Origin of the sequence: uncultured Aquimarina sp., from assembly GCF_947496855.1 — a bacterium.
GTDB lineage: Bacteria > Bacteroidota > Bacteroidia > Flavobacteriales > Flavobacteriaceae > Aquimarina.
Genome location: NZ_CANMED010000004.1, coordinates 431,717 through 456,969, shown reverse-complemented (window position 1 = coordinate 456,969; position 25,253 = coordinate 431,717). Strand labels below are relative to the sequence as shown.

Genomic DNA, 25,253 nt, shown 5'->3' with positions numbered 1-25,253 from the left:
ATTAATTCTTTTTTGAACTATATACTTTTTTTACCGCTACTTTACCCATAAGTACACAACCAGATGTTTTTAGGTTTACATGTAAGGAGATATCGTTAGCAGAATTTTTATCCTGAATTACTATTTTTTTAGACGTAAAACCTATGTAACTGAATACTAAAACATCCCCTTTTTTAAGTTGTTCAGGAAATTCAAAATTACCATCAAAATCGGAAGATGTTCCTATTGCAGTTCCCTCTAAAACTACATTGGCGCCTGGCAACGGAATGCCATTTTCGGATACAACGCCTTTTACGGTGATGTTATTTTCATTAACGATATTCTGAAATTTCGAAGGATTCTTATTCGTATTTTTTATTTGACTTTTTATATTTTGTGCCTGTGTTTTGGTAATAGAAAATAAGGCAATAAAGCCAAAAGCAATTCCACTAATAAAACTAATATTTTTTCTTTTTGGAGCGGGATATGTATAGGTTGTTAATTGCTTACTGCTAAACCTTCTGCATGTATTTTTAGTGGTGTTTGTTTCAAAGTAATGTATGATTTCCTGAGAATTCATTGTAGAGAAATCGATTACCTCTTTTGTGCAAGCATTGCAAAATCCACCTTTCTCAGTTTGAGAAAAGTTATTGAAATTCTCCGTACAAGGACTTTTGACGTTTAAGCTAAATTGATTATTCATAGTATTCTTCTTTATAGTTAATACTTCAAACCTAGGATATCAATAGCTTTTATGAAATGTAGAATTAGTGAACACCTCTTTTTGATAGGTAAAGTGTTCTTTTTGGTGAGTGAGAAAATATCAGAACAATAAAATAATGAAGGTTATCGAGGAGGCGGATGCCTTTGATAGGTCACATAGCGCTTACTTATATCTTTTAATGATGTTGTTTGATTATCGGAGATAGTGAAATAGATGTCATACACTTTTCTATATACCAACCTCTTTCTAGGCAATTCGTAATAACGTGTAATGTTCTCATTGTAATCTAGTATATATAATCATATATAATGCATCGATCAGCGGTATGCTTTGAGTATTCCGGAAAGCTATACTACCCATCCGCGGAGTACAATCATCGGTTATCTTTAGCAATTCCTGGTGGGTATAGAAGTAGTCCGCGGACTATTTTACTTGCTCAGCGTGCCGATGGTCGATAATCCTACTTGATTTAATAGAAAATCTACTACAGCATCACTCCACCTTTACTCTCACACCTTTAGAATGAGTGCTGAACTCTGGTGCATACATGCTTTGGATCTTAGTAATGCCGTTAGAGAAATCGCCTTTGTTGTTGACACGTAGATCGTATTCAAATATATAAACTCCTTTTGGTAAATAGTCAAAGAAAAAGTTAGTAGAAGCATCTTTGGTGCTTTCATAATATCCTAATCCATCCTTATATTTATATTGAGAGATGACATTGATAGGCTCTAGTCCAGAAGCACGCATATCTTTCATATGTACAAACTCAAAGTTGTTTTTTACATTCAGTTCCACACGTACTGTGATGAGGTTACCTATGCTAAGTTGTTCTTGGTCAGTAATTCTTTTTAACACAGTTCCTTCATCATCATTTTGTTTAAGAAAAAGTTCTTTTTTGATCATGATTTGATGTGCTGTTGGAGCTGTGATGTTATCCAAATCTTCAAAATACTGCCAGTAATATCCTCCATATTGGGGTACGCTACTTTTGTTCTGTATGGTTACATAATTCATTGTATCAGTAATCTCCTTCGTGTTCCACTGTTTTTTTATATATCCGGTTCCGGCTTCTGTAGAATTCATCGGTAATAGTTCTTCAGGATTCAATTTTCTCCCAAAAGAAATATCGGCACCTTCTTCTACAGATAACCAATCACTACCGTGTAATAATAGCGCATAAATCGCTTCTGTAGTAGCTTTGGTAGTACTCCAACTCTGTAATTGTTTGTTTCTCAATAACCAGGTTTTTAGCTCATTGATCGTTTCAGTATCTCCAGTAATTTCAGAAAAGGCTTCGGTAATTAATGCCTGTAATTCTATAGGGGATTGATGCCAATACAAGCCAGATTTATTTTCTTTCCAATACATTCCGTTTTCCTTAGACATCACTGCATTTTCTTCTAAGGTTTTGATAATGTTTTTGGCAATTTGTTGATCTCCGTTTCGCTGCAGAATTAATGCTAAGATGGTTTTATCAAACAAACCTTTCTGCATCCACTTTTTTTGTTCTTTAGGAATGTGTCTTTTATAAATACTATCTATTTTTTTACTCGTTGGATACTTTTCTTTCCAAAAACTTCGGGCATAGAAGTAATGTAGATCGCTTTTAGAAAAAGAGTAGGTACTATCAAATAATAGCGCACGCTTATAATTTTCTAGGTATTTTTTGTCCAGATAGGCGATTGCTTTTTTAGCAATTGTATTAGCGGTATACATGTTTTCTGTATCAACTTGTAATTTTTTGAGATGTCCTAATCCAGATACAATATGTCTGGTGATATATGGGTTAACATTACCGCCACTAAACCAAGGAAATCCACCAGAGGCATCTTGTAATCCTTGTAGTTTTTCTAAAATAGCTTCTTGTTTTGTAGTAATTTTTACTAAATCAAACAACTCTGCAAGTCTGGTTTGTTGTTCTTTTTCGTTTTGAGAATTTCTAAGCCAAGGTGTTTCCTGTATTAATATATTTTTTAACTCTTGATTCTTTTCTAGATCAGATACCAATTGTCCATTTTTTTTCCAGCTATCAAAAACCGCTTTAATTTTTGGATTGCTATTCAGGATATGACTTGCAATTTCATTACTGTAATATCTGGCAAAGGTCTGCTCCGCGCATTCGTATGGATATTCCATCAGGTACGGAATGGATTTAATAGCAAACCAAGCAGGATTAGTCGTATATTCTAGTGTGATCTGATGGTTTTTTCTGGTTGCAGAAGGTTGATTGTTCATTTTAGAGAAACCAAAGGATTTTTGTTCTCCAGGGCGCACCCACATAGGAATACTTTCAGTCACTAACATTCTGTTGGTCAACACGGGAATGATACTCTCTTCGCCATCACTAAATGTACCAGCTTTTGCTACAATTTTATATCTAATGGCCTGTACAGATTGAGGAATGTATAATTTCCAACTTGTAACCGTGTTTCCTCTGGCATCTATGGCAAAATTTTGCACGTGATTATTGTCTATAAATAGTGCTTTTAAATCTTTTTGAGAAATCTCATCAGTTAAATTTAAAGATACCAAACCTTTCATTTTCTTGATATCTAGGTTAGCAATTTTGGCAGATATAGTAATGGTATCGCCTTCTCGTAAGAAACGGGGAATGTTAGGGACAATACTTAGTTCTTTTTGAGTAACTACCTCGCTTTGAATTAACTTCGTATTGAGTTTTTTATCGTAAGCAAAAGCTTGAAACTTCCATCTAGTCAATGCTTCTGGCGAACTAAAACTAAAACTTACGTTTCCTTTTTTATCTGTGTGTAATTGCGGAAAGAAAAAGGCAGTTTCCTTTAAATTTTTTCTGGGAACTACTTTTTGTAGTTCTTTCAACCCTTTTTTGGTAGTGATAATGATAACACCATTAACTCCTCTGCTTCCGTAGATGGCTTCCGCAGCAGAACCTTTAAGCATCTTTATATCTGCCAAATCCATTGTGTTTAGTGATTGTTGTCCTTTTAAAAAAGGTACTCCATCTACGATAACCAGTAGGTTGTTATCATTTTTAAAAGAGGAGTTTCCTCTTATTTTTATCGTAGCGGAAGATCCGGGAGTCCCTGTTGCAGATACTACTTGCACTCCGGCAACTTTGCCTTGTAGAATATCACTATAGGTGCTATTCACCTCTTCTGAAGTAATTGTTGAAACTGAATAGCCTAGAGATCGTCTTTCTCGTCTAATTCCCATAGCGGTAATCACAACTTCTTCTAGATGAGAGACATCTTCTCTCATTACTACCGAGGCTTGATTGTTATGCACCTTGATTTCTGAAGAAATAAATCCTATATAAGAAAAAATAAGAAGATCATTTTTAGTAGCGTCAATCGTAAATAGTCCATCAAAATCGGTTTGAGTTCCCTGAGTAGTTCCTTTGATAACCACATTTACCCCTGGTAACGGAAGCCCAGAATCATCTGTTACGATTCCGGTTATAGTACCTCCTGAAGCTCTTAATAGTTTGCCAGCTTTAGGTTTTGATGGTCTAGGATGATAGCTAAGAGTTCTTAGGTAATTTCTATGACCTCTATCTGGATTAGAAAAATGGAATCCAAAGGTATTGATCGCATTATATGTAAAATTGCTAGGACGATAATACTTAACCTGAAGATTTTTTATCCAGATGGAAATATTCTGAAACGAAATTCCAGTATCTATCCTTGGGAGCTTATTATAATAGTAGGATTCTTGTTTGTGTATTTTTATATCACTTCTCCATTGGTGTCCAATAAAAGTATCTAGTGACATATCGTACATAGAGACCAATACTTCTGCTGAAGCTGGGTCGCTACTGCTGTTCAGAACCTTAAGCTTCCAAGTTTCATTAGTGCCAGGCTCTAATTTGTTTCTAAAGGTTTCTAATTCTATCGCTAAATCAGTATTTTGTATCTCCCTAGGGAAGTAATATGCGAGCTGATCTGTCCATATACAGTTATATTTTATAAATGAGACTTGTATATCAATTTGATCTTTTTTCTGCTGTAAGCGTATTGGAATGTTGTATTGACCATCAATGATTTCAATAATGTCATTAAAGATTAGCTTGTTTTTTTGGTAAGCTTTCACATTAACAAATAAAGATTTTGTTGCTGTCCTTAATTCAATTTGTAAAATATTTTTAGTGTTTAGCTGATCATCATTTATTTTGAAGTTAAATATTTGTTTATCAGCAAGATATTTTTCTTCCGGATTTGTAAGTGTAAATCGCCGTTCTGTAGTGATGTTATAACCAAACTCATCTTTAGTATGAAATTTAACGATGTATTTTCCGCCTTTCCAGTCTTTTATATTACCTAAAGATATTTTGTCATCCTCTTTTGTGTTCACGATATAAGTTCTTATTGCATTCGTATCATCATATTGCTCATCATATTCTGTTGTGTAAGCGTCGTTAGGAAATAGTTTTAAAAAAGTGTCCTTAGGAATTTGCTGAACATCCGGAATACTCCAGGGTCTTTTTCGTAAAACTCTATCCGGATGTTTTAGTTTATATATAGATACGGTTCCTTCATATCCTATTGGATGATTGTTCAGGTTTTTTATACTAGCGTAAAGTTTATTATCTGTTTTGTCCGAAGATAACTTTTGATCCATTAGAATAGTAGCTTCCAGGCTATGATATCCCACTCGTACATATTGTGTCTCATTTCTTGTTTCTCCATTAATATCTGTGATCTCCGCATCGATACGATATCTATAAACGGGTCTTAATACTGGTGTAGCTCTGGAATCAGTTGTAGCGATAAACCCAATTGTAAAATCTCCTTTTAGGTTAGTACTGGTGTTTCCGGTAACAACCTTTTCTTCTTGATCAAAAGGTAGTTGATAATTCGTTTCTCTGGTAATGGTATAATTTACCGGGACCTTAGATATAGCTGATCCTAAAAATGCCTTGGCAGTTCCTTTTACTTTTATCGAATCGTTTAAGGTATATGTCTTGGTTATTTTATCAAATGTAATTTCGAATCTAGGACGTTTGTATTCTTCTACTTTGATCCCGTGTTCTGCGATCTCAAAATCATACATGTTTTCCCAAAAATCTGAATCTTCCTCGTAATCTTCATCTATTTCTATTGTAAATTCTCCGTTTAATCTATTGGTAGGTAATGTAAATTCTCCATGAACAGATCCAAATTCATTCGTTTTCAGGCGTAGTTCTTTAATTTCATCTTCATTAGCGTCATATAATGTGACGATAACGTATTCTCCAGAAACCGGGCTGGAAATTTTCTTTCTCCGTTGTGTAAGTACACCTTTAAAGAATACTTTCTGTCCGGGACGATATATGCTTCTGTCGGTAAATATTTTTGCTTTCGCTTCAAAATCTTCTGAATCTTTATTACGATAGTTATAAGGTATATATCGTTGATTTATGGATGTTTCCAAAAAAAGAGAGTCACTATCTTTAGACACTAAAGTATTTAACTGATGAGATTTTTTTTGTAAGTTAATATTTATATTTCCTTTTTTGTCAGTAGTGAGTTTCCTAAAAAAAGGGCTTTCTATTCTAGTATCCTGCAATAATATGAGAGCCTTTTTGATGGGTGAACCACTATGTCGGTTTACCACCTGATAGCTGTTTTTTTGGTCACTAGAAGAGGATATCAAGGCCAATGGAGTGGATTGAATATAATTAATTCCATAAATGTCATTTTCGAAAGAGGCTTGTGGATCTTTTCGAACAATAATAACATATTTGCCAGGTGTTAGTTTTGGTAAAATAATTTCTGTTGATCTTTTTAGGTGATATTTGTTTTTTGGTAATGCATATGCAGCTTTTTTAGCTGGAACGCGATTCTTTGTGAAATCGGTGATTAAAGAATCGATATCATAATAACTGTCTTTTATGGATTGATAGGTAAACGGAACTTGATAAAAAGAAACATGAATACTGTCCACGTCTTTATATTCAATTAAAGCTCTACTCTTTTTGTTAGGAAGGATAAACTTTTCTGTGGTAATATGTAAGCTTGGGTTAGTTATCAGTTCCTTAAGTTTGAGTGCTTCGATTCCCGTAATGCTATTCGGTGCTGTTTCAAGAATTCGATTACATATTTCTATTGCTTTTTCATTATAATCAGGATAGGAGGTGAGGTTCATATGATTCTTAAAGTAGCGCGCTAAGTATAATAAGATTGGCAGACGCGATGCTCCAGTAAATTGAGATTGTAAGCTCTTCAGAGCATCAAAATATAAAGGATCTGCAGGATAGTTTTTACTATTAAGAAATTCTAAACGATCTATTGCTGTATAGACAACCGATAAAGAATCTTCTCTTGTTAAATGTATTTTTTCAATACTTTGGTATAACTCCAGCGCATTTTGTGTGGATGAGTATTCGATATCATTGTCTATCATTGTAGAAATAAAGATAGAGGGAGTGCTGTAATGTTCTTTGTGTATTGAAAAGTTGTCTTTCTTGCTGTAGTAATAGTTTTGAGTACTATAAAAACTGATAGCTCTATTGGCCAAGATATCGTAAAGGGTATTGCGATATTTTTGATCATTATCTCCGAACTTTAAAATTTCAGAGAATACGGTATCCCTAATCTTTACAAGTTCTGTAGATTGTTTCAACGAGTTCTGAAAATGCGTATGTATTTGTTTGTTTAGCGTTTTAACATCCCAGGTTCTATAATCTGTGGAGATAATAGTATCAATAGTAGTCGTTCGTTTTCGGATTTTGTAAGCATTACTATCCAAATAGCCTTCTAAACTTTTGGCTAGAATAGATTCTAGAATATTTTTAGTCGGGAAAGAGGTGTTTTTTACCTCAGAGAGTAGCATTTGATAAACGTGAATACTGGCATCTTCTTCTAATAAAAGTGTGTACTTCGCTTTATATAAAAAGGATTTGATGATTTGTGATTGGTTATTTTCTCGTTTTGCTAAACCAGAGATTTGATCAATTTGTTTAGAAGCGGATCTCGTTTTACCTTCAATTTCTAGGTTCTCAACTTTAGCCCATAGTTTATCATATTTATATTGACCATTAATAGTAAAGCTCAAAAAGATCAAGAATGATAGGATATAGTATTGCTTTTTCATAGTTGTTAGTTTACTACGAAGTACTTAAATCAATATAATTTATGCCATAAGGAATGAGTGAACTTGGTATTTGGGTTAGGGAAGTAACGTTTTTAAAACAACAACCTCTTTTCTGAAATAAATTAGGAAAGAGGTTGTTTTAAATAATCTGAATGTCGCTTTTACTCCTCGTAAATATCAAACTCTGCAGAAATAGCTTTCATTAATTCAGTATCTTCAAAATCACTATCAGACATCTGAGACAATTTTTCTAAGTATAAGTCAAATTGACCATTTTTAAATATGCTAAGCATTTTTCCTCCGTCTTTACAACTTGCAGTATGCCATACATTAGGTGGTACAGTGATCGTGTCTCCTGGTTTTGCGATAATAGTTTCGTCATCAAAAATTAATTCAACTTCGCCCTCTAGTATGTAAAATACTTCAGTCATTATTTTATGATGATGCCTGGCTAGATAGAATCCGGGCTTTAAAGTGTCTTCTACAAAACACAACTCTCCTTGGGTTCTATCCGAAGAAAGCTTAATAAAGCAATGATCCTGAGAGTAATTGTAATTGTCACCTTTTCCGTTTCTTATAATTTCTTTTTCTTTCATTTATGTATTTTTTAATTAAACCAAATTCTCTTTAATGTATTTTCTTTTTTCTGCACCCAATGCAGCACAAATCCAGAAATATGAAATAATAGTAAAAGGAATATCATTTTGGCCATTATGTGATGCGATAACATAATAGGATGAAAACCATTTGTGCTTATTTCTGGAAGATCCTGCCAATTACCAGATTTTAATGAATATATAATTCCTTCTAAAAAAAGAGAGAATAATCCAGATATGCACATCCAAATAATACCAATGTAAAAGCCATAATACACCCATTTTTTTAACCGTTCTCTAATCGATGTTTTAGAATATAAACTATTAGGTCTTGGGTCATTAAATAAAGCTATAACCCTTATAATGGTGAGCATGAACACTAGAATTCCGAATGAGAAGTGTGTTTGGTATAGTACAAATTTACTTTCACTAATGGATTGATGTTCCATACGGATTCCTGTATAGATTAATCCTAAAATAAGTAATGTAGAAACCCAATGAATCCAAATGGTACGATTACTATATTTTAAAAAAGACTTTCGCAGCATGATTAGTTTGTAACTATAGAAGTGTAATTAGAAATACTTTACCATTGTATTGTGGTTTTAGTCTATATTTTGGTTGTTGACTAATAACTTCTAAAAATTGTTGAGTTTCTTTCATGTTGGCGTTATCTACATAAATGGTAGTATTGGGATGAAAATTAGGTTCAAGCATTCGAAATAAAGGTAGGTACAAGTCTTTCCAACCATCTAAAAGCAATAGATCTATTGGTGCTTTATGATTTTCTAATGTTTTCATTGCATCCCCAATTTTTATATCAATGAGATTGTCAACTCCTGCTTTTTTGAATGTTTCATTTGCTTTTTCAGCTTTAGAAACAATTAATTCAGTCGTTATAATATGACCGTTAGTTTCTATGGCACCTAAGGCCAGATAGAGTGTTGATATTCCGAATGAGGTTCCGAATTCAACTATGTTTTTATAGTTGTTTTCTATAATTAGTTTAGTTAAATCGTCACCTTGTTCTTTAGAAATGGAGAGATATAAATCTTTAAAGTCATCAGGTTTTAAGGGTCGGATTACACTTTTTGAAACAGCCTTAATCATTTTAAAAAAGTCACCTTTAGAATCACGAAACAATTCATCTAAAATCATGTTGGTTTTTTCTTTGCTCATAGCATGTTCTTATAAATAGAGTTTGATGAAAAGGATGAAACTGTTTTTTCAGTGATAACTGTATGTACTATTTGATAGTACATACAGTTAGTTAAGTTTACGTTCTAAATTAGTTGAGGGTTATGGTAAAACTTGTTCCGGGATTGAAATTAAACCCCTCTCCAATTTCTACTACTAGAACACTGTTAGAATCTATTCTAAGACTTACAGAGTCATTATTAGAAGAAAAACCAGTTACATTTTGCGGTTCATCAAAAGTGAAATAATACCTATCAAAAGTTCCTGTTTCTAAAGTCCTGAATAAATCTCCATACGTTGCATCTCCAGTTTGTGCTACCAATTCAAAAGAAATGGTGTTTTGATCAATATCAATATCATATAAACCTAGTAAATAAGCGGGGAATTCAATAGCATTTTCTACATCTGCCGTTGCTTCTAATGAGCCGGCAGGCTGCATGAATAAATCTTCGATTGCGGTTTCGACACTGCTTGTAATTGTAGTTGATTGAAATGTGTTCGCTACTGTTACACGTACTCCTGAGGCAATAGGAGGAGATGCAGTATCGTCGTCACTATCACAGGAGATGAATGAGGTAAATACCAATGATAGTATTAAGTAGCAAATAATAGGTTTTAAAGTTTTCATGTTTAAAGTTTTAAAGTTTTAAAAAGTTTACGTTCGTTTTAAAATAAATGTATGTATTGGAGTTTTTAGTCTAGAATTTTCCATTCTCATTCTTCCATTCTGATTTAGGTGGAATTGTTGTAATTACATCCCAATGCTCTACTATCAATCCATTTTCTAATCTAAATAAATCATAAAAAGCAGTCTGGTCTCCTTTGCCAAATTTTCCTTCACTTACAGCTAGCACAAAGTTTCCTTCACCCATAACCATATGTAATTTTTCATACTCCATGACCAATCCATTCTTAGCAAAATACTTCATTGCTTCTCCAAAGCCTTCTAGTCCATCTGCAACAGCAGGATTATGTTGTACATATTTTTTAGGATTTATATAGTTAGTTATCTTATCCATTTCACCATTTAGAAGTATTTTTTCAATAAAATCTTTTACTTTTATTTTGTTCGCCTTTGTTTTATCCAAATCTGTAATTTTAGTAGCACCGTCAAATTGGGTATGTCCACTAGGGTTAGGTTTTTGTACCTCTAATAAATTATCCCAATGCTCTACAATGAGACCATTTTCAAACTTGAAAATATCAAATCCTGCTTTTGGGCCAAAGAAGTCATATTCTGTATGGGTAAATACATAATCACCATCTTCAAAAGCTCTAATTACCTTTGTTTTAAATCCTCCTTCAGGAGCATTTTTCATTACTTCCCCAAAGCCAGCTAATCCATCTGCTACATCTAGATTGTGTTGAATATATTTTTGTGGATTGATATAAGAAATAGGTGTTTGATCTCCCGTGTTAAAACTATTTAGCAATGCGATTACTTTTTCTTTTTTGAATATGTGCGCAGGTAAAGATTCATAGCGTCCCATAAACATAGATGATTGATCCATTTTCGACATAAACTCCTTTGCTGTTGGATTTGCCATAAAACCGCTCAAAGATGCATCTGAAGCTGCTTTGTTAGTCCAGTAAACAGCAACTGCCTGCTTTCCTTTTTCATTTACCCCGGTAAGTCTTTGTATAAATCCTTGTCTTTTACCTGTGAAATTTGTTTCTACTTTTTGATTAAGTTGATTAAGTTTTTCTAAATCTGTGTCCGGCTTTAGATCAAATGTCATCACTTCTACAAATTCACTTTTGTTTGCATTAAATGCTTTATCCATGGTATAACGTTCCATTTTCATTGTTGAACCATTGATCATTTGCGCATAATCTGCAACAGATTTATCGCTCATAAATTTATTCATAGATGCTTCTGCATTTGCGATATTCTCCCAATAAACGATTACTAAATATGCTCCATTTTCGTCAATAGCACTTTGTCTTTTTATAAAACCAGGTTGTTTGCTTGTGAAATCTTTTTCTATAAGTTGATCTCTGGTTTTAAATGCTATTGGGTCTACATTAGCATTTATATTGAAAGTAGTTACCTCCATAATGGTTTTACTTTCTTTAGATGTTTTTTTGGTTTTGGCACAATGACTTAGAGATAAAGTCATTAAAACGAGGGTAAGTTTGATTGCGTGTTTCATTTTACTGTGTTTGATAATAATAGAAATTGTATTATCAAAAGTAGTTCAGTATCAAAACTATAAAGTGGTTAATATTGTCCCGATTAGTGTCAAAATAGGAAAATATTACTGATGTGATCGTCTAAAGGTTTCTGGAGAACTTCCAACGTATTTTTTAAAATACTTAAAAAAATTAGCAGGGTCATCGAACCCTGATGTATATGCTATCTCTTTAACTGATGTATTAGTACCTATAAGCAATCTTTTTATTTGCGTAATGGTAATTTCATCAATAAAATTTTTGGCAGGTTTATTAACTATTGCCTGCACAATATTGTTTAATGTTTTGGTAGAACAGCCCATTTTTTGAGCATAATACATCACTTTTTTATTAGTAAAGCAATTTTCTTCGACCATTTCCTGAAGCGATAAGAATTCTGTTAAATATTTTTTCTTGTTTGGTAGTTGTCCGTTATTAAATTTGATACGAAATAGTTTGGTAATTAGGATGTGCAAGGCACTACGGGTTATACTAATAGAGTATTCATCTTTTAATTTATACTCGGATACTGTTTGCTCAATTAAAGAGTGAAAATTGGAAAAATTATTTTCTTTTACATTTAATTCAATCTTAGGAAAGCTTATCAACTCATTAAATAGTTGAAATGATTTTAACGCTTCTAGTTTGTTGATATGACTAACTATAAACTCTTCTGTAAATATTAGTAAGTACCCTTTTACAGTTGAGTTTTTTGAAAATTTTTGAATTTGGTCTTTCCTAATTAATAGCACAGAACCTTTTTGGTATTTATAATCTACAAAATCAATAGTATGGTAACCATTCCCTTCTATGATAAAAATTATGATGTAGAATTTCACAATATGATTTTTACAAATATCATGATCCAACTTTCTATTTAGTAATTCCTCAAGTTGTACTACTTCAAAATAAGATTTAGGATTCGTCTTATTGTCAAATTTTATATGTTTTATATCATTATTCATTAATCAAGTTAAAAATGGTCATAACCATTGTGCTTGTATTCCAATTTCTTTAAGTTCTTCAATAACGTGGTTTTTAGCATAACATAATGTAACCTTTTTAAGGTTCGGGAAGTTTTTAACATCTTCAGTGTTTTCTATATCCCAATATTCCTCCCAACCTTCTCCAAATCGTAATAAATTTAAGTATACATCATTTCCACCGTCTTGATAGATTTCAGTTATTTCGGCTGCCAATTTTTTTGGTATTTGTAAATCTTTAAAATATTCTGTAACCTCTGGTATTGGTTGATATCCTTCTTTTTCTATATCAATTTTTCTTTTATCATACCACGCTACGAATTCATATAAGTCGAATTTTGGTTTTAACAAATTTTTGCGATACATCAATTCTTGAATAATTGATAGTTTAAATCCAAAATCACTGAATTCAATTTGTTCTTCAGCTAAATCTTTTATTAGGTATTTATCTTTAGGAGTTTCTTCTTTAAAGTTTAAATTTTTACCAATTGAAATTGAATAAGGCTTAACTTGTCCTTTATAAGTTAGCTTTTGAACTTTGTGCTTTTTTAATTCAAATTTTTTGAAATCTTCGTTTTGTATTTCATTATTATCTACCGAAATTTTACCAGAGAAAAAACTCTTAGGAAAGTGTTTTAATTTATGCTTTTTTGAAAGAAGAAATTTGATATTCAGTATATTGTCCCAAGTTGCATAATCAGCATATATCCCTAAATCATCCCAAACTACTCGCCATAATAAATCGTGATCCTGTTTCGAAGGTTCTCCAAATAATTCTTTGAGAGTATTTAGATGTATTGGGAATGTTACTTCTAAATTATTTATCGTAATACATTTTTCGTCGCATTGCACTAAAATACGGACTCCTTTTTTTTCTTTCTTTTTAAATATATTAAACATCTTTAATCTATTCTCTTACAAATTGGTTGTTACGCTCCAGAGATGCATCGTAGCTTGAATAAATCAATGGTTTTGAGCTGCAATGACATATATCTATCATTAATATTTACAATTTCAGTTAAAATATATGATATTATAATAACAAACTAAGATAGAAAGTGTTTTTTCAATCCTATTCCTGTCGAAATTACTTTTCGTTTCGTTATTCTCCATTTTTGTTATGGTTTAAGATATGTCGTGGTTGTACAAATAATAGTTCATTTCTTTTTGAAAGTGTTTTTTACTTTTTATGAAATTCAATAGGTTCTTTTTGAGCATATATTTCTAACATTGATGTTTTTCCTTTTGTATCCATAATAAATTTAACAGTAAATTCAGGGTTAAAGGATTCTTTAAAATCTTCCATACCTTTTAGATAGAAATTATTATAGTTTTGATGTGCCAATTTAAATGTATGAGTAGGAAATATTGCCAGTAATTTACCTGCTTTTTCGATAACTTCTATTTTTCCGAAACCGTCAGCATAATAGAATCCCGAAAAATTACTGATAGGTTGTGTTGGCATTTTATCAATATTAAATGATGTATCCTCGCTGTTAGGTTTATACAGATCAGAAATAAGTACTGGATATTCATTTTCTGGAGGAAGTTGAAGTAGTCTTCTTGAAATCTTATCAGATATGATGTAAGGAAGTATAGAGCCATTTTGATTACACAAAACAACAATTCCTATATTTTTAAAAGGAAATAACTCCGTTACACTACTAAAACCTTGAGTATTGCCTCCATGGCGTAATCTGTAGTGACCATTCCAAGATCTAATACGCCAACCGAACCCTTCTGTATATAAAAACGAATCTTCTGTGTACTCTTCTTTATGCTTTAGGTTTTGAGGTCTGGAAGCTTCATAAACATATTCTTTTGGGATGACTTGATTTCCATTAAAAACACCTTTGTTTAACCAAGTACGCATCCAGTTGGATAGATCTTTTACGGAGCTTTTAATGACTCCAGCTGGACCAAAAGCGTAATAGTTTTGATAGGGAACTTTTTCTGATTTTCCTTTATACACTCCATAACCCAATGAAAAATTATTAGACTGCTTCATCTCTTCGATTGTAGTACAAGAGTTTTTCATGTGTAAAGGGGCAAATATTTTTTCTTGAAGATTAGTTTCCCAATTTTTGTTTGTTACTTGTTCAACAATAGTTCCTGCAAGAGTATATCCCATATTGCTGTAATTCCAACTGTTTTTAACTTCAGACTCAGGCTTTAAATACTGTAATCGTTGTACTGTTATTAATTTATCTTTATCTGGGAACATTTCTAAAGAAACACCCTGAGAACCAATTCCACTTTTGTGACTTAATAAATCTTCAATAGTAATAAGGTTGTTCATTTCGTCATTGTAGAACTTAAAATTTGGAACGTATTGTCCAGGTTTGTCTTTTAAAGATAATTGATTATTTGATTCTAAAATACCTAACAAAGAACCAGTGAAAGCTTTTGTCATAGAAGCAATATGAAAAAGTGTATTTTCAGTAACAGGTAATTGTTGTTTTAAGTTTCGATAACCAAATCCCTTAGAATATATAACCTTATCATCTTTGACTACAGCCACAGATAGGCCAATTGTATTATATGCTGTCATTAATTGAATGATTTCATCATCAATCCCTTTTAATTCTTTTAGTATTTGTTGACTAAAACAAAGTTGAGCAGATAAGACTAATGCGAATGTGTAAATAAATTTCATCATTGTGAATTATTAATTTTTAAGCGAAAATGAGGAATCATTTAGATTTAAAAGTCCGAGTAAAGAAAGTAGGACTGATTTTTATTTGTTGTATTTGTATGCTTAATTGATTTTTTTGAAAACTATATTTTTTAGATTTTGTCCAGATACTTTTAGGGATTCAATAGTTGTTCCATTAGTATTAGTAATAAAATCTATTTTCCCAAAATATGATTGGTTAGAGTAAAAACTATTCTTTCCTAAAGGTTTCAATACGATATCATAACTTTTATTACTATGGATTGCAATTAAAAGATTGTTTTTTACGACCAAATTATATGAAGTATTATGTTCGGTGCTTTTATATGTTCCGGTGAAGTCTTGTAAGTTTATGTTCTCTAGTTTTGGTGATTTTAGAACTGTTTTTGTGCAAGGATACATCATATCAGCAATATGAAAATCAACTCTGTTGTTGTTGAAGACAAACCTAGCATGTGGGATATACGGAAAATTAAATACGTTTTTATCTAGGATTGTAAGCAACGTTTTATCTGTTGTTCCATATTCTTGAAAATATAGATTTCCTTTCTCAGCAATAAATGTATAATATACGCCCGGAAACATTTCATAAGTTCCTTCGAGCTTTTTTAGCTCTTTATAGTTTGCGGTATTGTCCGCTTTCTCTTCTTGAATAGCATCTTTTAAAATAATTTCAAGAGCATTGTACAAAATATCCAATCCTAACATACCTCCCTTATTTGATAAAAAGATGAGTGATAATTGGTGTTCTGGTGCGTGCAGAATGTATGATCGATAACTTTCTGTGCCTCCACCATGAAATACAACATCAATACCTTTGTAATTATCGTGTTGTAAACCTAAACCGTAGTTTGTTTTTTTACCAGAATTTAGAACAGTTATGGTTTGCATTCTTTCATAAAACTCCCTTTTTCCTAAAGTTGTATTTTGATAATTTTTAACCCATAAACCTAAGTCTTCTATTGTTGTGAAAATACCAGATGATCCAATCGTTGAAAGTTTAACTGGATTATTTATGTATTTGTTATCGATTAAGTTATATGAATATGCTTTATCCATTATCACAGTGTTTTTATTATCAACAACAGTTGTATTATTCATTCCTAATGGAGTAAAAATCTTTTTTTCTAGTTGCTCTTTAAATGATCCTTTACCAACTCGCTCAATAATTATTGAGAGTAATATATATCCCGTATTATTATATACATGCTTATCTCCAGCTTCAAAATTAATTTGTTTTATGTTTAACAACATTTCAACAACTTCCTTATGATTCATTGTTTCTATACCTTTTAGTTGTGATAATTCATCTGGATTAGGTAAACCGTGTGTATGATTGGCAAGTTGTCTAATTGTTATTTTATTAGGTAAATCTTTAAGCTCTTTTATATAGGATCTAATATCATCGTTAAAAGAGAGTTTCCCTTCTTCTTCTAATAGCATTGAAAGAAAAGTCGTGAATTGCTTGGAGACGGATGCAATGTTAAATACAGTAGAATTGGATATTGGAATTTGGTATTCTATGTTAGCTAGCCCCTTATAATTCTGATACATAGTTTTCTCATTTTGTATAATAGATATTATAGATCCGGTATGATTATCTTGATGATAGAAGTTAAATAAAGAATCTATTTTTTTTTCTGCTCGTTTTTCAAGAATCTCATGTTGTGATAGAATTGACTGAGAGAAAAGTAGTAATGCTATAACCTTTACTGTTTTTAGAATATAATCCATGAGTATCTATTTTTTTAATTTGATACAAATCTGAATTATTTTGATGTATTAGAAGTCCGAGTAAAGAAAGTCGGACTGATTTTATCCAAAATAATAAGTTCGATATAAAATCGGACTATGTTTAATTAATTGATTTTCTGTATTCTGAAGGTGTTTGGTTTGTTGTTTTCTTGAAAGCTGTGTAAAAAGAGGATTTAGAATTGAAGCCAACTTTATACAAGATTTCTAAAACAGTAAGCTTTTTTTTGGTAGGATCTTGTAGCAGTATTTTTGCATCATTTATTCTGTATTCATTTATGAAGTCAAAAAAGTGTTTCCCTAAATGATGATTGATTAGTATGGATAATTCTCTTTCTGGAATATCAGTTTGTAGAGCTAGCTTTTGTAATGTTAATTCGAAATCTAAAAAGGGTTTTTCCTCTTCCATAAATGAAGTCAGTTTTTTTAGATATTCATTTTTGGATTCATTTTTTTGAATATTAGTTTTAACAGTTCTCTTTTCTACAAAGGATTTTATTGGACTTAGATTTATATTAATCCCAGTAAAAAGTTCTGGTTGGTACAAGGCTTTTAAAACAAAGAATATGGTTATGGATAGAACAGAAAGACTTATCACTATATTCATGTTTAGAACATATTCTTGATATATGGAATTAGATAAATACCATCTTGTAATAACAAATGTATGAGCTATACACGAGAATATTGTAATTTGAAACAACCACTTATAGATTGCATAATTTGCATTTGAATAATTTTCAAGATATACAGTTTTGTATTTCTTTAAAACTATAAATACCGCTATGATATAAGTGAAATATTGTAATTCTCCTATTATTTCAAAGAACAATAAACTTTGGCTAGAGAATGCAGTTATTTTGAAAATGATAAGGAATGATATGAATAAAAAGAAATGTATAATGTGCTTTTTTGTAATCCTAAAATTAGAATAACAAGCGGATAATACATAGAGATAAAATAAGGGTAATTGAAGTAGACTAGAAGAGATTTTTAAATTTCGGATATTAGGATACTCTAATGTTTTGTTGGTAAACAAACCAATTAAATCAAATGCTATAACTAATAAGTAGATACCAAATAATCTATTTGATAACTTGTTTTTAGTTTTAACTGTAAAAAGAAAAACAGAAAGGATGACCATTATAAAAACAACTATCTTTCCAATACTCTCTATTAGTTCTACTTTAATTTCCAATAATTTTGAACTTTTTTTTATCCTTCTACCAAATATATAAATCTGATTAAGGAAAGCAAGCCTGAATCAATTGATTTTTTTTCACGTATTTTTATTTCTTATTTACGAAATAAAAACTTAGCGCAGTTGGAAAAGGGAAATCAGCTTTCAATTGGCACCAAACTTTGCTCCGATTTTATATATGATGTTAGTAATAGTTATTTATGGATTTCACAGACACATCTAAATCCAATAAAATTTTTGTTGTTGATCCCTTCATTGATTGATAATTTTTCACTTTTTGTAAATTCAAATATAGGTAAAACCCTATACCCTTTTGGATGATATGAAAAATAGGTTTTTAATAGTTTTTTATCTTTAAAGTTTGTTAATTGATTTGTTCTCTTAAACCAAGTTTTTGCATCAAACAATTCACTTTCACTAGGTAATCGGTATAGGATCTTTGTTGATAAATCTCTTTTTCTTTCATCACTTTTTTGAGAAAACCATAAGTTTTTTACCACTTCAGTTCTCCATTGACAAAAGTCAATAGCTTGTTCTTTAGAAATATTTAATATTGGATGATCGATATAAATTGTGTCTTTATAGTATTTTTTTCTTTTTAGGTATTTATCTGAGGGAGACATTTCTATTAAGAAAGGAGAAGGGTATTCAAAATCAAACATTGATTCATCAGAATCTTTATTTTCAATATTACATTTAGAATATTCTTCATAAGATTTGAATCCTTTTCTTTTTAAAAAATCTTTTCCTATTAAATATTCAACAAACATAAAATTAGTTATTGGAGTACTGTCTATGTATATACTATCATTAAGTTTTATTGTTCCTGGAGGATTTGCAGATTGGCAATAAATAAAACTTGGTATAAAAAACAAGATTATCAAGGTTTTAGTCATAATTATTGCTAACGTGTTTGTATATGGTTTGTTGCGTGTTTTAAACACCTAATTTAACAAATACAAACCGAATCGAAAATTCTTGAGAATTTTCGTAAGTAAGTTAGAACAAGCAATTACTTATAGCCATTGTGCCTGTTGCATAAGTTAAGAAAAAATGTTAATTTCACGATATACCAGGCAAGAAGGAATATCAAAAAAACTCTTCACTAGTTTTCGATTAAGTGATCGAGTTGCTCAACATAATTTTTATCGTCATTTAAAAGAATGTTTGGAATTAGATTTTCTACGTTCTGTTACGAAATGTTTTTATGGAGAAAGTGTTCATACTCAGGCTATCAATTCCGCTCCTGTGAATACCAATGCTTCGATGTATAGCCTGGAGTTAAAGGTTCCCGCAGAGGAACTCGAAGATCATTTACGCAAAATACGTCATATCAATGTTAGGAATAAAGAAGAACCACTACGAAAAGCCAAAGAAGACAAGGCTAGTAAAGCACAACAAACCATTAGTGTCAGTGAAAAAGAATTACGCGCTATCACTATCAGAAACAAGAAATGGACAAAGGGTCAGGATCAGCGACCTTAGGCAGGAAATAAAGGCAGTAGATATACTTCTAATAAGACACATTACAGTCCCACCGATCCAGATGCCCGTATGAGTGTAAAACCTAGTAAAGCCAGAAAGCTCAATTATCTAAGTCGACTTACCCTAGATACTGCCCATCACGTGATCACTGATATACAAGCTTATCACGCAGGCAAAAAAGATTATCAATACTTATAAGATACAGGAGAAAGAGTTCGACAACGCCTATGGCAACAAGGTTTGGTTTTTCAAAACTGTGTTGCCGATAATGGCTATAGTAGCGGAGAGAATTATGCGTACCTAGAATCTAAGAATATTAAAAGCTTTATACCGCCCCACGGAACTTATAAAGGAGGTCCAGATGAGTTCGTTTACGATAAAAAAGAAGATCATTATGTATGCCACAAGGCAAGATCATTCCTTTTACTAAAGTTTTTATAGAGAAGAAAAGTAATACGAAAAAGAAAGAATACCGGGCTTCTAATAAGATCTATATAGACTGTCCATTACGCAGTAGCTGTTTAGGTAAATCTGCTCAGGAAAAGAAGTTTAGTGTTACGTATTATAGAAAGGAGTATTAGCGAAACATCGCTAGAGTAAACAGTAAACGAGGGCGGTATATGAAAGCCAAAAGACAAAGTGCCGTAGAACCAGTATTCAGTACTTTAAAAGAGTTTATGGCCTTAAGAAAAGTCAATACATTAGGAATCCGAAATGCAAATAAGTGCATGCTTATGGCAGCTATTGCTTATAACCTGAAGAAATACTTGAAATTCATAAAGAAAACTCCAGTAAGTCAAACTGGAGTATGTTTTACCTTTGTTTTTCGATTAAAACCCATTCTAAACCATCAAATAAGCCGTTTAGAGCATATGTATTTACTTAAGATATTACAATATTAGTACCAAAAAGAAGAGCTTAGAACATTGGTTTTTTAATCAATTTTCATTTTTTAGAGGCTTGTACAACGGTTACCCTTGTTAGCATTAGTGGTGTTTTTTCTGTTATTTTTTTCAAGAAATAAATTCTGATGTTTCATAATTTAATTGTGCCTGTCAAAAAATGTTTTTACTAAATTGAAATACTCATCGCGAACGGATTCCTTTTTTAAATTGTGTGCTGTATTAGGGATAATATGTAGTTCTTTATTTTCTTCTGGAACTCCTTTAAGCGCATTATAAATCATTTCACCTTGTTTAATACCAACAGCATAATCATATTCTCCTTGCAGAACAATAACTGGTTTATTTATAATATTCATTTCATCGATAATATTCAAATTGTTGTAAGAAGGTGTATTGCGAAATTGCTTATTTACAATTTCCATTTTTTCTAAAGAAGTTTTTAGCATTTCTGGTGTGTAATTGGCTCTTTTAAATACCGCAATTGTATCTAATAGCTTCTTGTTTTCATCATCTTCCTTTTCGTATTTATAAGGACTAAAACCGAGTTTTTTTGGAAATTTATGTTTTATCAAGTTCATATTAGTGTAGAAATCTTTAAAACCACTATTTTTTATTTCAGATAGCTTTGTCAGCATATCGTCAAATAGCTTTTTATCCTTTGGATTGTTCGTTTTTGCCAAAAACTTCTTTGCGAGTTCTTCTTCGTGTTCTATCAAAGAAATATTTTGATAAACAGAATTAGCTTTTCCGCTTGTGCAGGCAAAAGATGTTATTTTATCTTGGTGGTCGATTAAATATAGTAAACCATATGTCCCACCCCAAGAAGTGCCTAAAAGATTTATATTCTTATTCGGATATCTGTTCTGAAGTGTATCAACTACAACATCTAAATCTTTTACAAATTGCTGTGTAGTTAATAAGGTCGAATCGTTCGAAATATCAGACCTACCACTTCCTCTTTGGTCAAGGTAAACAAGTAAATAATCGTTTTCAAGGTAAGGGGCGTATATTTCGTGGCTAAAACCTGAAAAACCACCAGGTCCTCCGTGCAAATCGATAATTATAGGTTTGTTTGGATTACCAACTAAACGGATAAATAAATTTGATTTTTCAACAGGAATATAAAATTCTGTATCAATAGCACTTTTTTCCTTATTTTGTTTGCAAGAGGTTAATATTAAAATTGAAGTAATTAATAATGGGTAAAATATTTGTTTCATTTTTTTAAATCTTCTTTTTTGAATTTAGCAGAATGTTTTTTTTCATGCTCGTAAAGGGACATGGTTACACAAGTTAAAGATTAGGTGTTTACACTAAATTAGTTTCTAACGTTGTCGGTTGTTGTTTGTTTCTAAGATGTTTTTCATCAAAGAAACCTAAAAATACATTTCTATAAAAGACTTTCCAAATTCCATTTCCAATATCTTCAATAGCAATGTATTTTCCTTTTAAAGCAGCTGATATATATACCCAATAATAGGACTTCCATCTCACCGCTTCACTTTTAGTTACTTTAAGAATTCTATACTTAGAATCATAGTCAAAATTTGCTATTTTTTCAAGGAATGGCCTGTGAGAAAAGTCATGAATATATGCTGGTGTTTTCATGTCTAATGCCTCATGCAGTCTTATGTTATTGTATTGTTTTACAAAGTGGTTTAATCGCCTTTGCTGCGCTTTTAAATCATAAGCAGAAGGTTTTGCACAAGCAGCTTTTAAATCGCGACGCATACGTTCATGTCTACCGTTTTGTTGTAGCTGTCCAGGATCAGAGAAAACAGGAGTAATGCCGATTTCAATAAACCAATAGCAGAGCTGTGTAAATCGTTGAATTGCCTTACCGATCCGAAAGGACTGCCGTTATCGGTGTGTAACTGTTTAGGGAGAGCAAATATTCTAAAAACCCTTTTAAACGCTGCCTTAGCCGACTTTAGATTTTCTTTGTAATGCCCTTTAGCAGTGAATAAAAATCGACTTTTAGAATCTGCAATGGTTAGCGGATGACAGTATGTTTTATTTCCCATTAAGAACTTTCCTTTATAGTCCGCACTTCAAACTTCATTACATGATTTAGGGTCGAAAATAATGTGTGCGGGTTTGACTCTTCGCATTCTTTTTTGAGGACATACCAAACCATTTTTCTTTAGAATATTATGAACCGTAACCACCGAAGGAACTTCTTGGGATGGAAACTCTTTAAACAATAATTCTCTTATTTTTTTAGCTCCCCAAAGTTTGTATTCTGCTTTCAAATTTAGAATACTTTTAATGATATCTTCTTTTGTTGCGTTGGGATTATTTGTAGGCGCTCTAGAGTGCTTTTTTTAAGCCCTCAAAACCTTGTTTTTCAAACCTACTTATTAACTTATAAGCTGTGGGTCTTGAGATTTCAAAACTTCTAAATAATTCTGTAATGGTATATTTTCCAGCACACCATTCACAGATGAATTCAATTTTTTGTTCCATAGTTGTTGTTGATTTCCAAGGCATGATAATTTGATTTTTGTCTCAAATTATAACTTTAAAAAGTGTAAACTATGTTCCTTTAACGTACCTGCTTGCAGGTAACGTTTAATATATGGCAAGTTGGGCAGAAAATAAGCGATTATTTTCGGTTAAGCCACAGGCCAAATTTTTTCATTTTGTTTTAATTTTTCTCTTTTAATACCAAATCAAAAGATTTGGTGACTTTGCAAATACACAATAATTTTTTGATTGAAAACTAATCGCCCTATTTGCTATATATCGTGTTAGCAACCGTTTTCATTTTCAGAACTAGATATAATCAAGTCGTAACAAATAACACTATAAATCGTCTTCAATAAAACATGAAAGTATGAAATACCCTTTGATTAAACCTAAATATTACTTCTCATTATTTAAAGAAATTGTAGGTTTTATTAAAAAGCCTAGAATTGAGAAAAATCTCGAAAAATCAGTGAAGTTTAAAATTTACGATACCATTGGACTCTATTTTTTAAAGTTAGTATTCTTAATTCCGGTTGTTTTATTTTTTGCAATTGTATATGATCCAGAAAATATACAAAAAGGAAATATGTCTGAACGTTTTACTCCAATTGTTTTTTTATTAGTAGGAGGAGTGATTCTACCATTTATTGAAGAAGTTGCCTTCAGGCTTTCATTGAAGTTTAAACCTATTTATTTAGTTTTATCATCAAGTGTACTCTGCTATTATATTTTAACTAAATTTCTTTTTCACACCAAAATTAGTGTTATTGATGAAAGCTTTTCTACTAGGATAGTTATATCAACTTTTTTAGGAATAGCTTTTTATTTGGTAATCAATATTAAATCAGTAAATGAAAAATTGATTAAATTTTGGAGCGTGCACTTTCGAAATATTTATTATATCTCTTGTATATTTTTTGCTTGGATACACATATCGAAGTATGAATTAAACAGGTATAATATTCTTTTACTTCCAATTCTTACTTTACCACAATTGATGAGTGCTTTAATTTATGGGTATATTAGAATATCCTTTGGATTTCAATACCCACTATTTTTTCATATGTCTAATAATTTGATAGGTGTAGGTTTATCTTTTTTACCCTTTACCGATTTAATTTTAATTTGATATTGGTGAGTTTAATAGAAATGTTCGTAAAGGGAAATGGTTGCTAACGTTTAGCTATGCGTAGTGCGGGAGCAGAAAATCACTGGTTTTCGAGTAAGCACTTAGCCAAAGTTTATGTTTTGTTTTTATATTTTCTAAAATACTAAATTTAATACTTTGGCGATAAACCAAATAAGCACTGACTTTTTGAATAAACCTAAACTCCGCATTATCGCATAGATGTTGTTAGGCACAGTTTCTTTTCAACTCAATTTCCGCACAATCTTTTACAAAATCATCGAAATGTGTTAAGAAATATGATTTTAGTATTACTTCTGCTTTGTCTTTCCCAAAGTAATAGGTTAAATCAATTATTTTCTGAATAGCAATTAACAAATCACTATCCTTACTTTTATCAATTGAGTATTCAAGTTTTGAAATTTTCTTTATCTCTTTTGTTAGATCATTTACTTGTTTAGAATTCAACTCTTCGATTAATCCAGGATTATGGAAATAGATATCAAATATTAAATAATAAGAATATTCAACATTTTGTTTGTCAATTTCGTGATGAGTATCTGTCAAAATATTTAGAGTATTTATCAGTTCAATACTAACTTTCTCTTCTATTTCTCCATCAAAATTATAAGTACTATATAAAATTCCAAGTATAGAGTTTAATGATTTAATATCACTTCTAAATAAATTTAGTTTGATCAAATCTAGTATAGTCAACTCCTCATTTTTATTCCAATTTTTGATTTCAGATTCAATCTCTTCAAGTAATTCAACTGAGTAAGCTTTACTCTTTTGTAAATCCTTGATCTTATTATTTAGTTCTTGAATATTTGTCATTTTTAGAATTGTGTCTAACATGTTTATATAGTTACAAAAGGTAACCATATATCTATTATATCTTTATTTTTATCCGTAGAATTAAACGTTTAATTCTACG

General features: G+C 31.3%; 23 protein-coding genes. 5 read left to right on the top strand and 18 right to left on the bottom strand.

Annotated features, from left to right (window positions below; genetic code table 11):
* Position 1 precedes the first annotated feature (1 nt).
* Positions 2-682, bottom strand: coding sequence for a carboxypeptidase-like regulatory domain-containing protein (locus Q0921_RS14405; protein WP_299257977.1), 681 nt, complete (start codon positions 680-682; stop codon positions 2-4).
* Positions 683-1,011: 329 nt separating this feature from the next.
* On the opposite strand from Q0921_RS14405, the gene Q0921_RS14400 reads away from it, so the two are divergent.
* Complete coding sequence (locus tag Q0921_RS14400; protein ID WP_299257975.1) at positions 1,012-1,161, top strand: hypothetical protein; 150 nt, start codon at positions 1,012-1,014, stop codon at positions 1,159-1,161.
* Between the two features lie 34 nt (positions 1,162-1,195).
* Here Q0921_RS14400 and Q0921_RS14395 read toward each other — a convergent pair whose 3' ends face one another.
* The 12 genes from Q0921_RS14395 to Q0921_RS14340 form a co-directional block, all read right to left on the bottom strand.
* Positions 1,196-7,756 (bottom strand): alpha-2-macroglobulin family protein, encoded by a 6,561-nt coding sequence (locus Q0921_RS14395; protein ID WP_299257973.1) that lies wholly within the window; start codon positions 7,754-7,756, stop codon positions 1,196-1,198.
* 161 nt (positions 7,757-7,917) lie between these two features.
* Positions 7,918-8,352: a cupin domain-containing protein gene (locus Q0921_RS14390; RefSeq protein WP_299257971.1), complete on the bottom strand. Its 435-nt coding sequence runs from the start codon at positions 8,350-8,352 to the stop codon at positions 7,918-7,920.
* Between the two features lie 11 nt (positions 8,353-8,363).
* Positions 8,364-8,900: a cytochrome b/b6 domain-containing protein gene (locus Q0921_RS14385; protein ID WP_299257969.1), complete on the bottom strand. Its 537-nt coding sequence runs from the start codon at positions 8,898-8,900 to the stop codon at positions 8,364-8,366.
* Positions 8,901-8,913: 13 nt separating this feature from the next.
* Positions 8,914-9,531: an O-methyltransferase gene (locus Q0921_RS14380; RefSeq protein ID WP_299257967.1), complete on the bottom strand. Its 618-nt coding sequence runs from the start codon at positions 9,529-9,531 to the stop codon at positions 8,914-8,916.
* Positions 9,532-9,640: 109 nt separating this feature from the next.
* A complete protein-coding gene (locus tag Q0921_RS14375) occupies positions 9,641-10,177 on the bottom strand; it encodes a hypothetical protein (protein ID WP_299257965.1) in 537 nt (178 codons plus the stop codon).
* Positions 10,178-10,247: 70 nt separating this feature from the next.
* A complete protein-coding gene (locus Q0921_RS14370) occupies positions 10,248-11,702 on the bottom strand; it encodes a nuclear transport factor 2 family protein (protein ID WP_299257963.1) in 1,455 nt (484 codons plus the stop codon).
* Positions 11,703-11,807: 105 nt separating this feature from the next.
* Positions 11,808-12,686 (bottom strand): helix-turn-helix domain-containing protein, encoded by an 879-nt coding sequence (locus Q0921_RS14365; protein WP_299257961.1) that lies wholly within the window; start codon positions 12,684-12,686, stop codon positions 11,808-11,810.
* 18 nt (positions 12,687-12,704) lie between these two features.
* A complete protein-coding gene (locus Q0921_RS14360) occupies positions 12,705-13,604 on the bottom strand; it encodes a hypothetical protein (RefSeq protein ID WP_299257959.1) in 900 nt (299 codons plus the stop codon).
* Positions 13,605-13,884: 280 nt separating this feature from the next.
* Positions 13,885-15,363, bottom strand: coding sequence for a serine hydrolase (locus tag Q0921_RS14355; RefSeq protein ID WP_299257957.1), 1,479 nt, complete (start codon positions 15,361-15,363; stop codon positions 13,885-13,887).
* 99 nt (positions 15,364-15,462) lie between these two features.
* The gene (locus tag Q0921_RS14350; RefSeq protein WP_299257955.1) at positions 15,463-17,112 is read right to left on the bottom strand and encodes a serine hydrolase; all 1,650 of its coding nucleotides are present in this window, start codon (positions 17,110-17,112) and stop codon (positions 15,463-15,465) included.
* Between the two features lie 121 nt (positions 17,113-17,233).
* Positions 17,234-18,328 (bottom strand): AraC family transcriptional regulator, encoded by a 1,095-nt coding sequence (locus Q0921_RS14345; RefSeq protein ID WP_299257953.1) that lies wholly within the window; start codon positions 18,326-18,328, stop codon positions 17,234-17,236.
* Between the two features lie 197 nt (positions 18,329-18,525).
* Positions 18,526-19,227, bottom strand: coding sequence for an SUMF1/EgtB/PvdO family nonheme iron enzyme (locus tag Q0921_RS14340; protein WP_299257951.1), 702 nt, complete (start codon positions 19,225-19,227; stop codon positions 18,526-18,528).
* A 157-nt stretch (positions 19,228-19,384) separates the two neighbouring features.
* Here Q0921_RS14340 and Q0921_RS14335 point away from each other — a divergent pair, with 157 nt between their 5' ends.
* The 3 genes from Q0921_RS14335 to Q0921_RS14325 all read left to right on the top strand — a co-directional run bounded on the left by Q0921_RS14335 (position 19,385) and on the right by Q0921_RS14325 (position 20,718).
* Complete coding sequence (locus Q0921_RS14335; protein ID WP_299257949.1) at positions 19,385-19,816, top strand: hypothetical protein; 432 nt, start codon at positions 19,385-19,387, stop codon at positions 19,814-19,816.
* Between the two features lie 398 nt (positions 19,817-20,214).
* On the top strand, positions 20,215-20,397 hold the full coding sequence (locus Q0921_RS14330; RefSeq protein WP_299257947.1) for a hypothetical protein: 183 nt from the start codon (positions 20,215-20,217) through the stop codon (positions 20,395-20,397).
* 39 nt (positions 20,398-20,436) lie between these two features.
* On the top strand, positions 20,437-20,718 hold the full coding sequence (locus tag Q0921_RS14325; RefSeq protein WP_299257945.1) for a transposase: 282 nt from the start codon (positions 20,437-20,439) through the stop codon (positions 20,716-20,718).
* A 140-nt stretch (positions 20,719-20,858) separates the two neighbouring features.
* Here the strand turns inward: Q0921_RS14325 and Q0921_RS14320 are convergent, their stop codons facing one another.
* The 4 genes from Q0921_RS14320 to Q0921_RS14305 form a co-directional block, all read right to left on the bottom strand.
* Positions 20,859-21,941: an alpha/beta fold hydrolase gene (locus Q0921_RS14320; protein ID WP_299257943.1), complete on the bottom strand. Its 1,083-nt coding sequence runs from the start codon at positions 21,939-21,941 to the stop codon at positions 20,859-20,861.
* Positions 21,942-22,029: 88 nt separating this feature from the next.
* Complete coding sequence (locus Q0921_RS14315; RefSeq protein ID WP_299258234.1) at positions 22,030-22,509, bottom strand: integrase core domain-containing protein; 480 nt, start codon at positions 22,507-22,509, stop codon at positions 22,030-22,032.
* 263 nt (positions 22,510-22,772) lie between these two features.
* On the bottom strand, positions 22,773-22,973 hold the full coding sequence (locus tag Q0921_RS14310) for a hypothetical protein (protein ID WP_299257941.1): 201 nt from the start codon (positions 22,971-22,973) through the stop codon (positions 22,773-22,775).
* A 58-nt stretch (positions 22,974-23,031) separates the two neighbouring features.
* The gene (locus Q0921_RS14305; RefSeq protein WP_299257939.1) at positions 23,032-23,211 is read right to left on the bottom strand and encodes a helix-turn-helix domain-containing protein; all 180 of its coding nucleotides are present in this window, start codon (positions 23,209-23,211) and stop codon (positions 23,032-23,034) included.
* Positions 23,212-23,557: 346 nt separating this feature from the next.
* On the opposite strand from Q0921_RS14305, the gene Q0921_RS14300 reads away from it, so the two are divergent.
* Complete coding sequence (locus Q0921_RS14300) at positions 23,558-24,319, top strand: hypothetical protein (protein WP_299257937.1); 762 nt, start codon at positions 23,558-23,560, stop codon at positions 24,317-24,319.
* A 225-nt stretch (positions 24,320-24,544) separates the two neighbouring features.
* Here the strand turns inward: Q0921_RS14300 and Q0921_RS14295 are convergent, their stop codons facing one another.
* Positions 24,545-25,153, bottom strand: coding sequence for a hypothetical protein (locus tag Q0921_RS14295; protein WP_299257935.1), 609 nt, complete (start codon positions 25,151-25,153; stop codon positions 24,545-24,547).
* Positions 25,154-25,253: the final 100 nt, after the last annotated feature.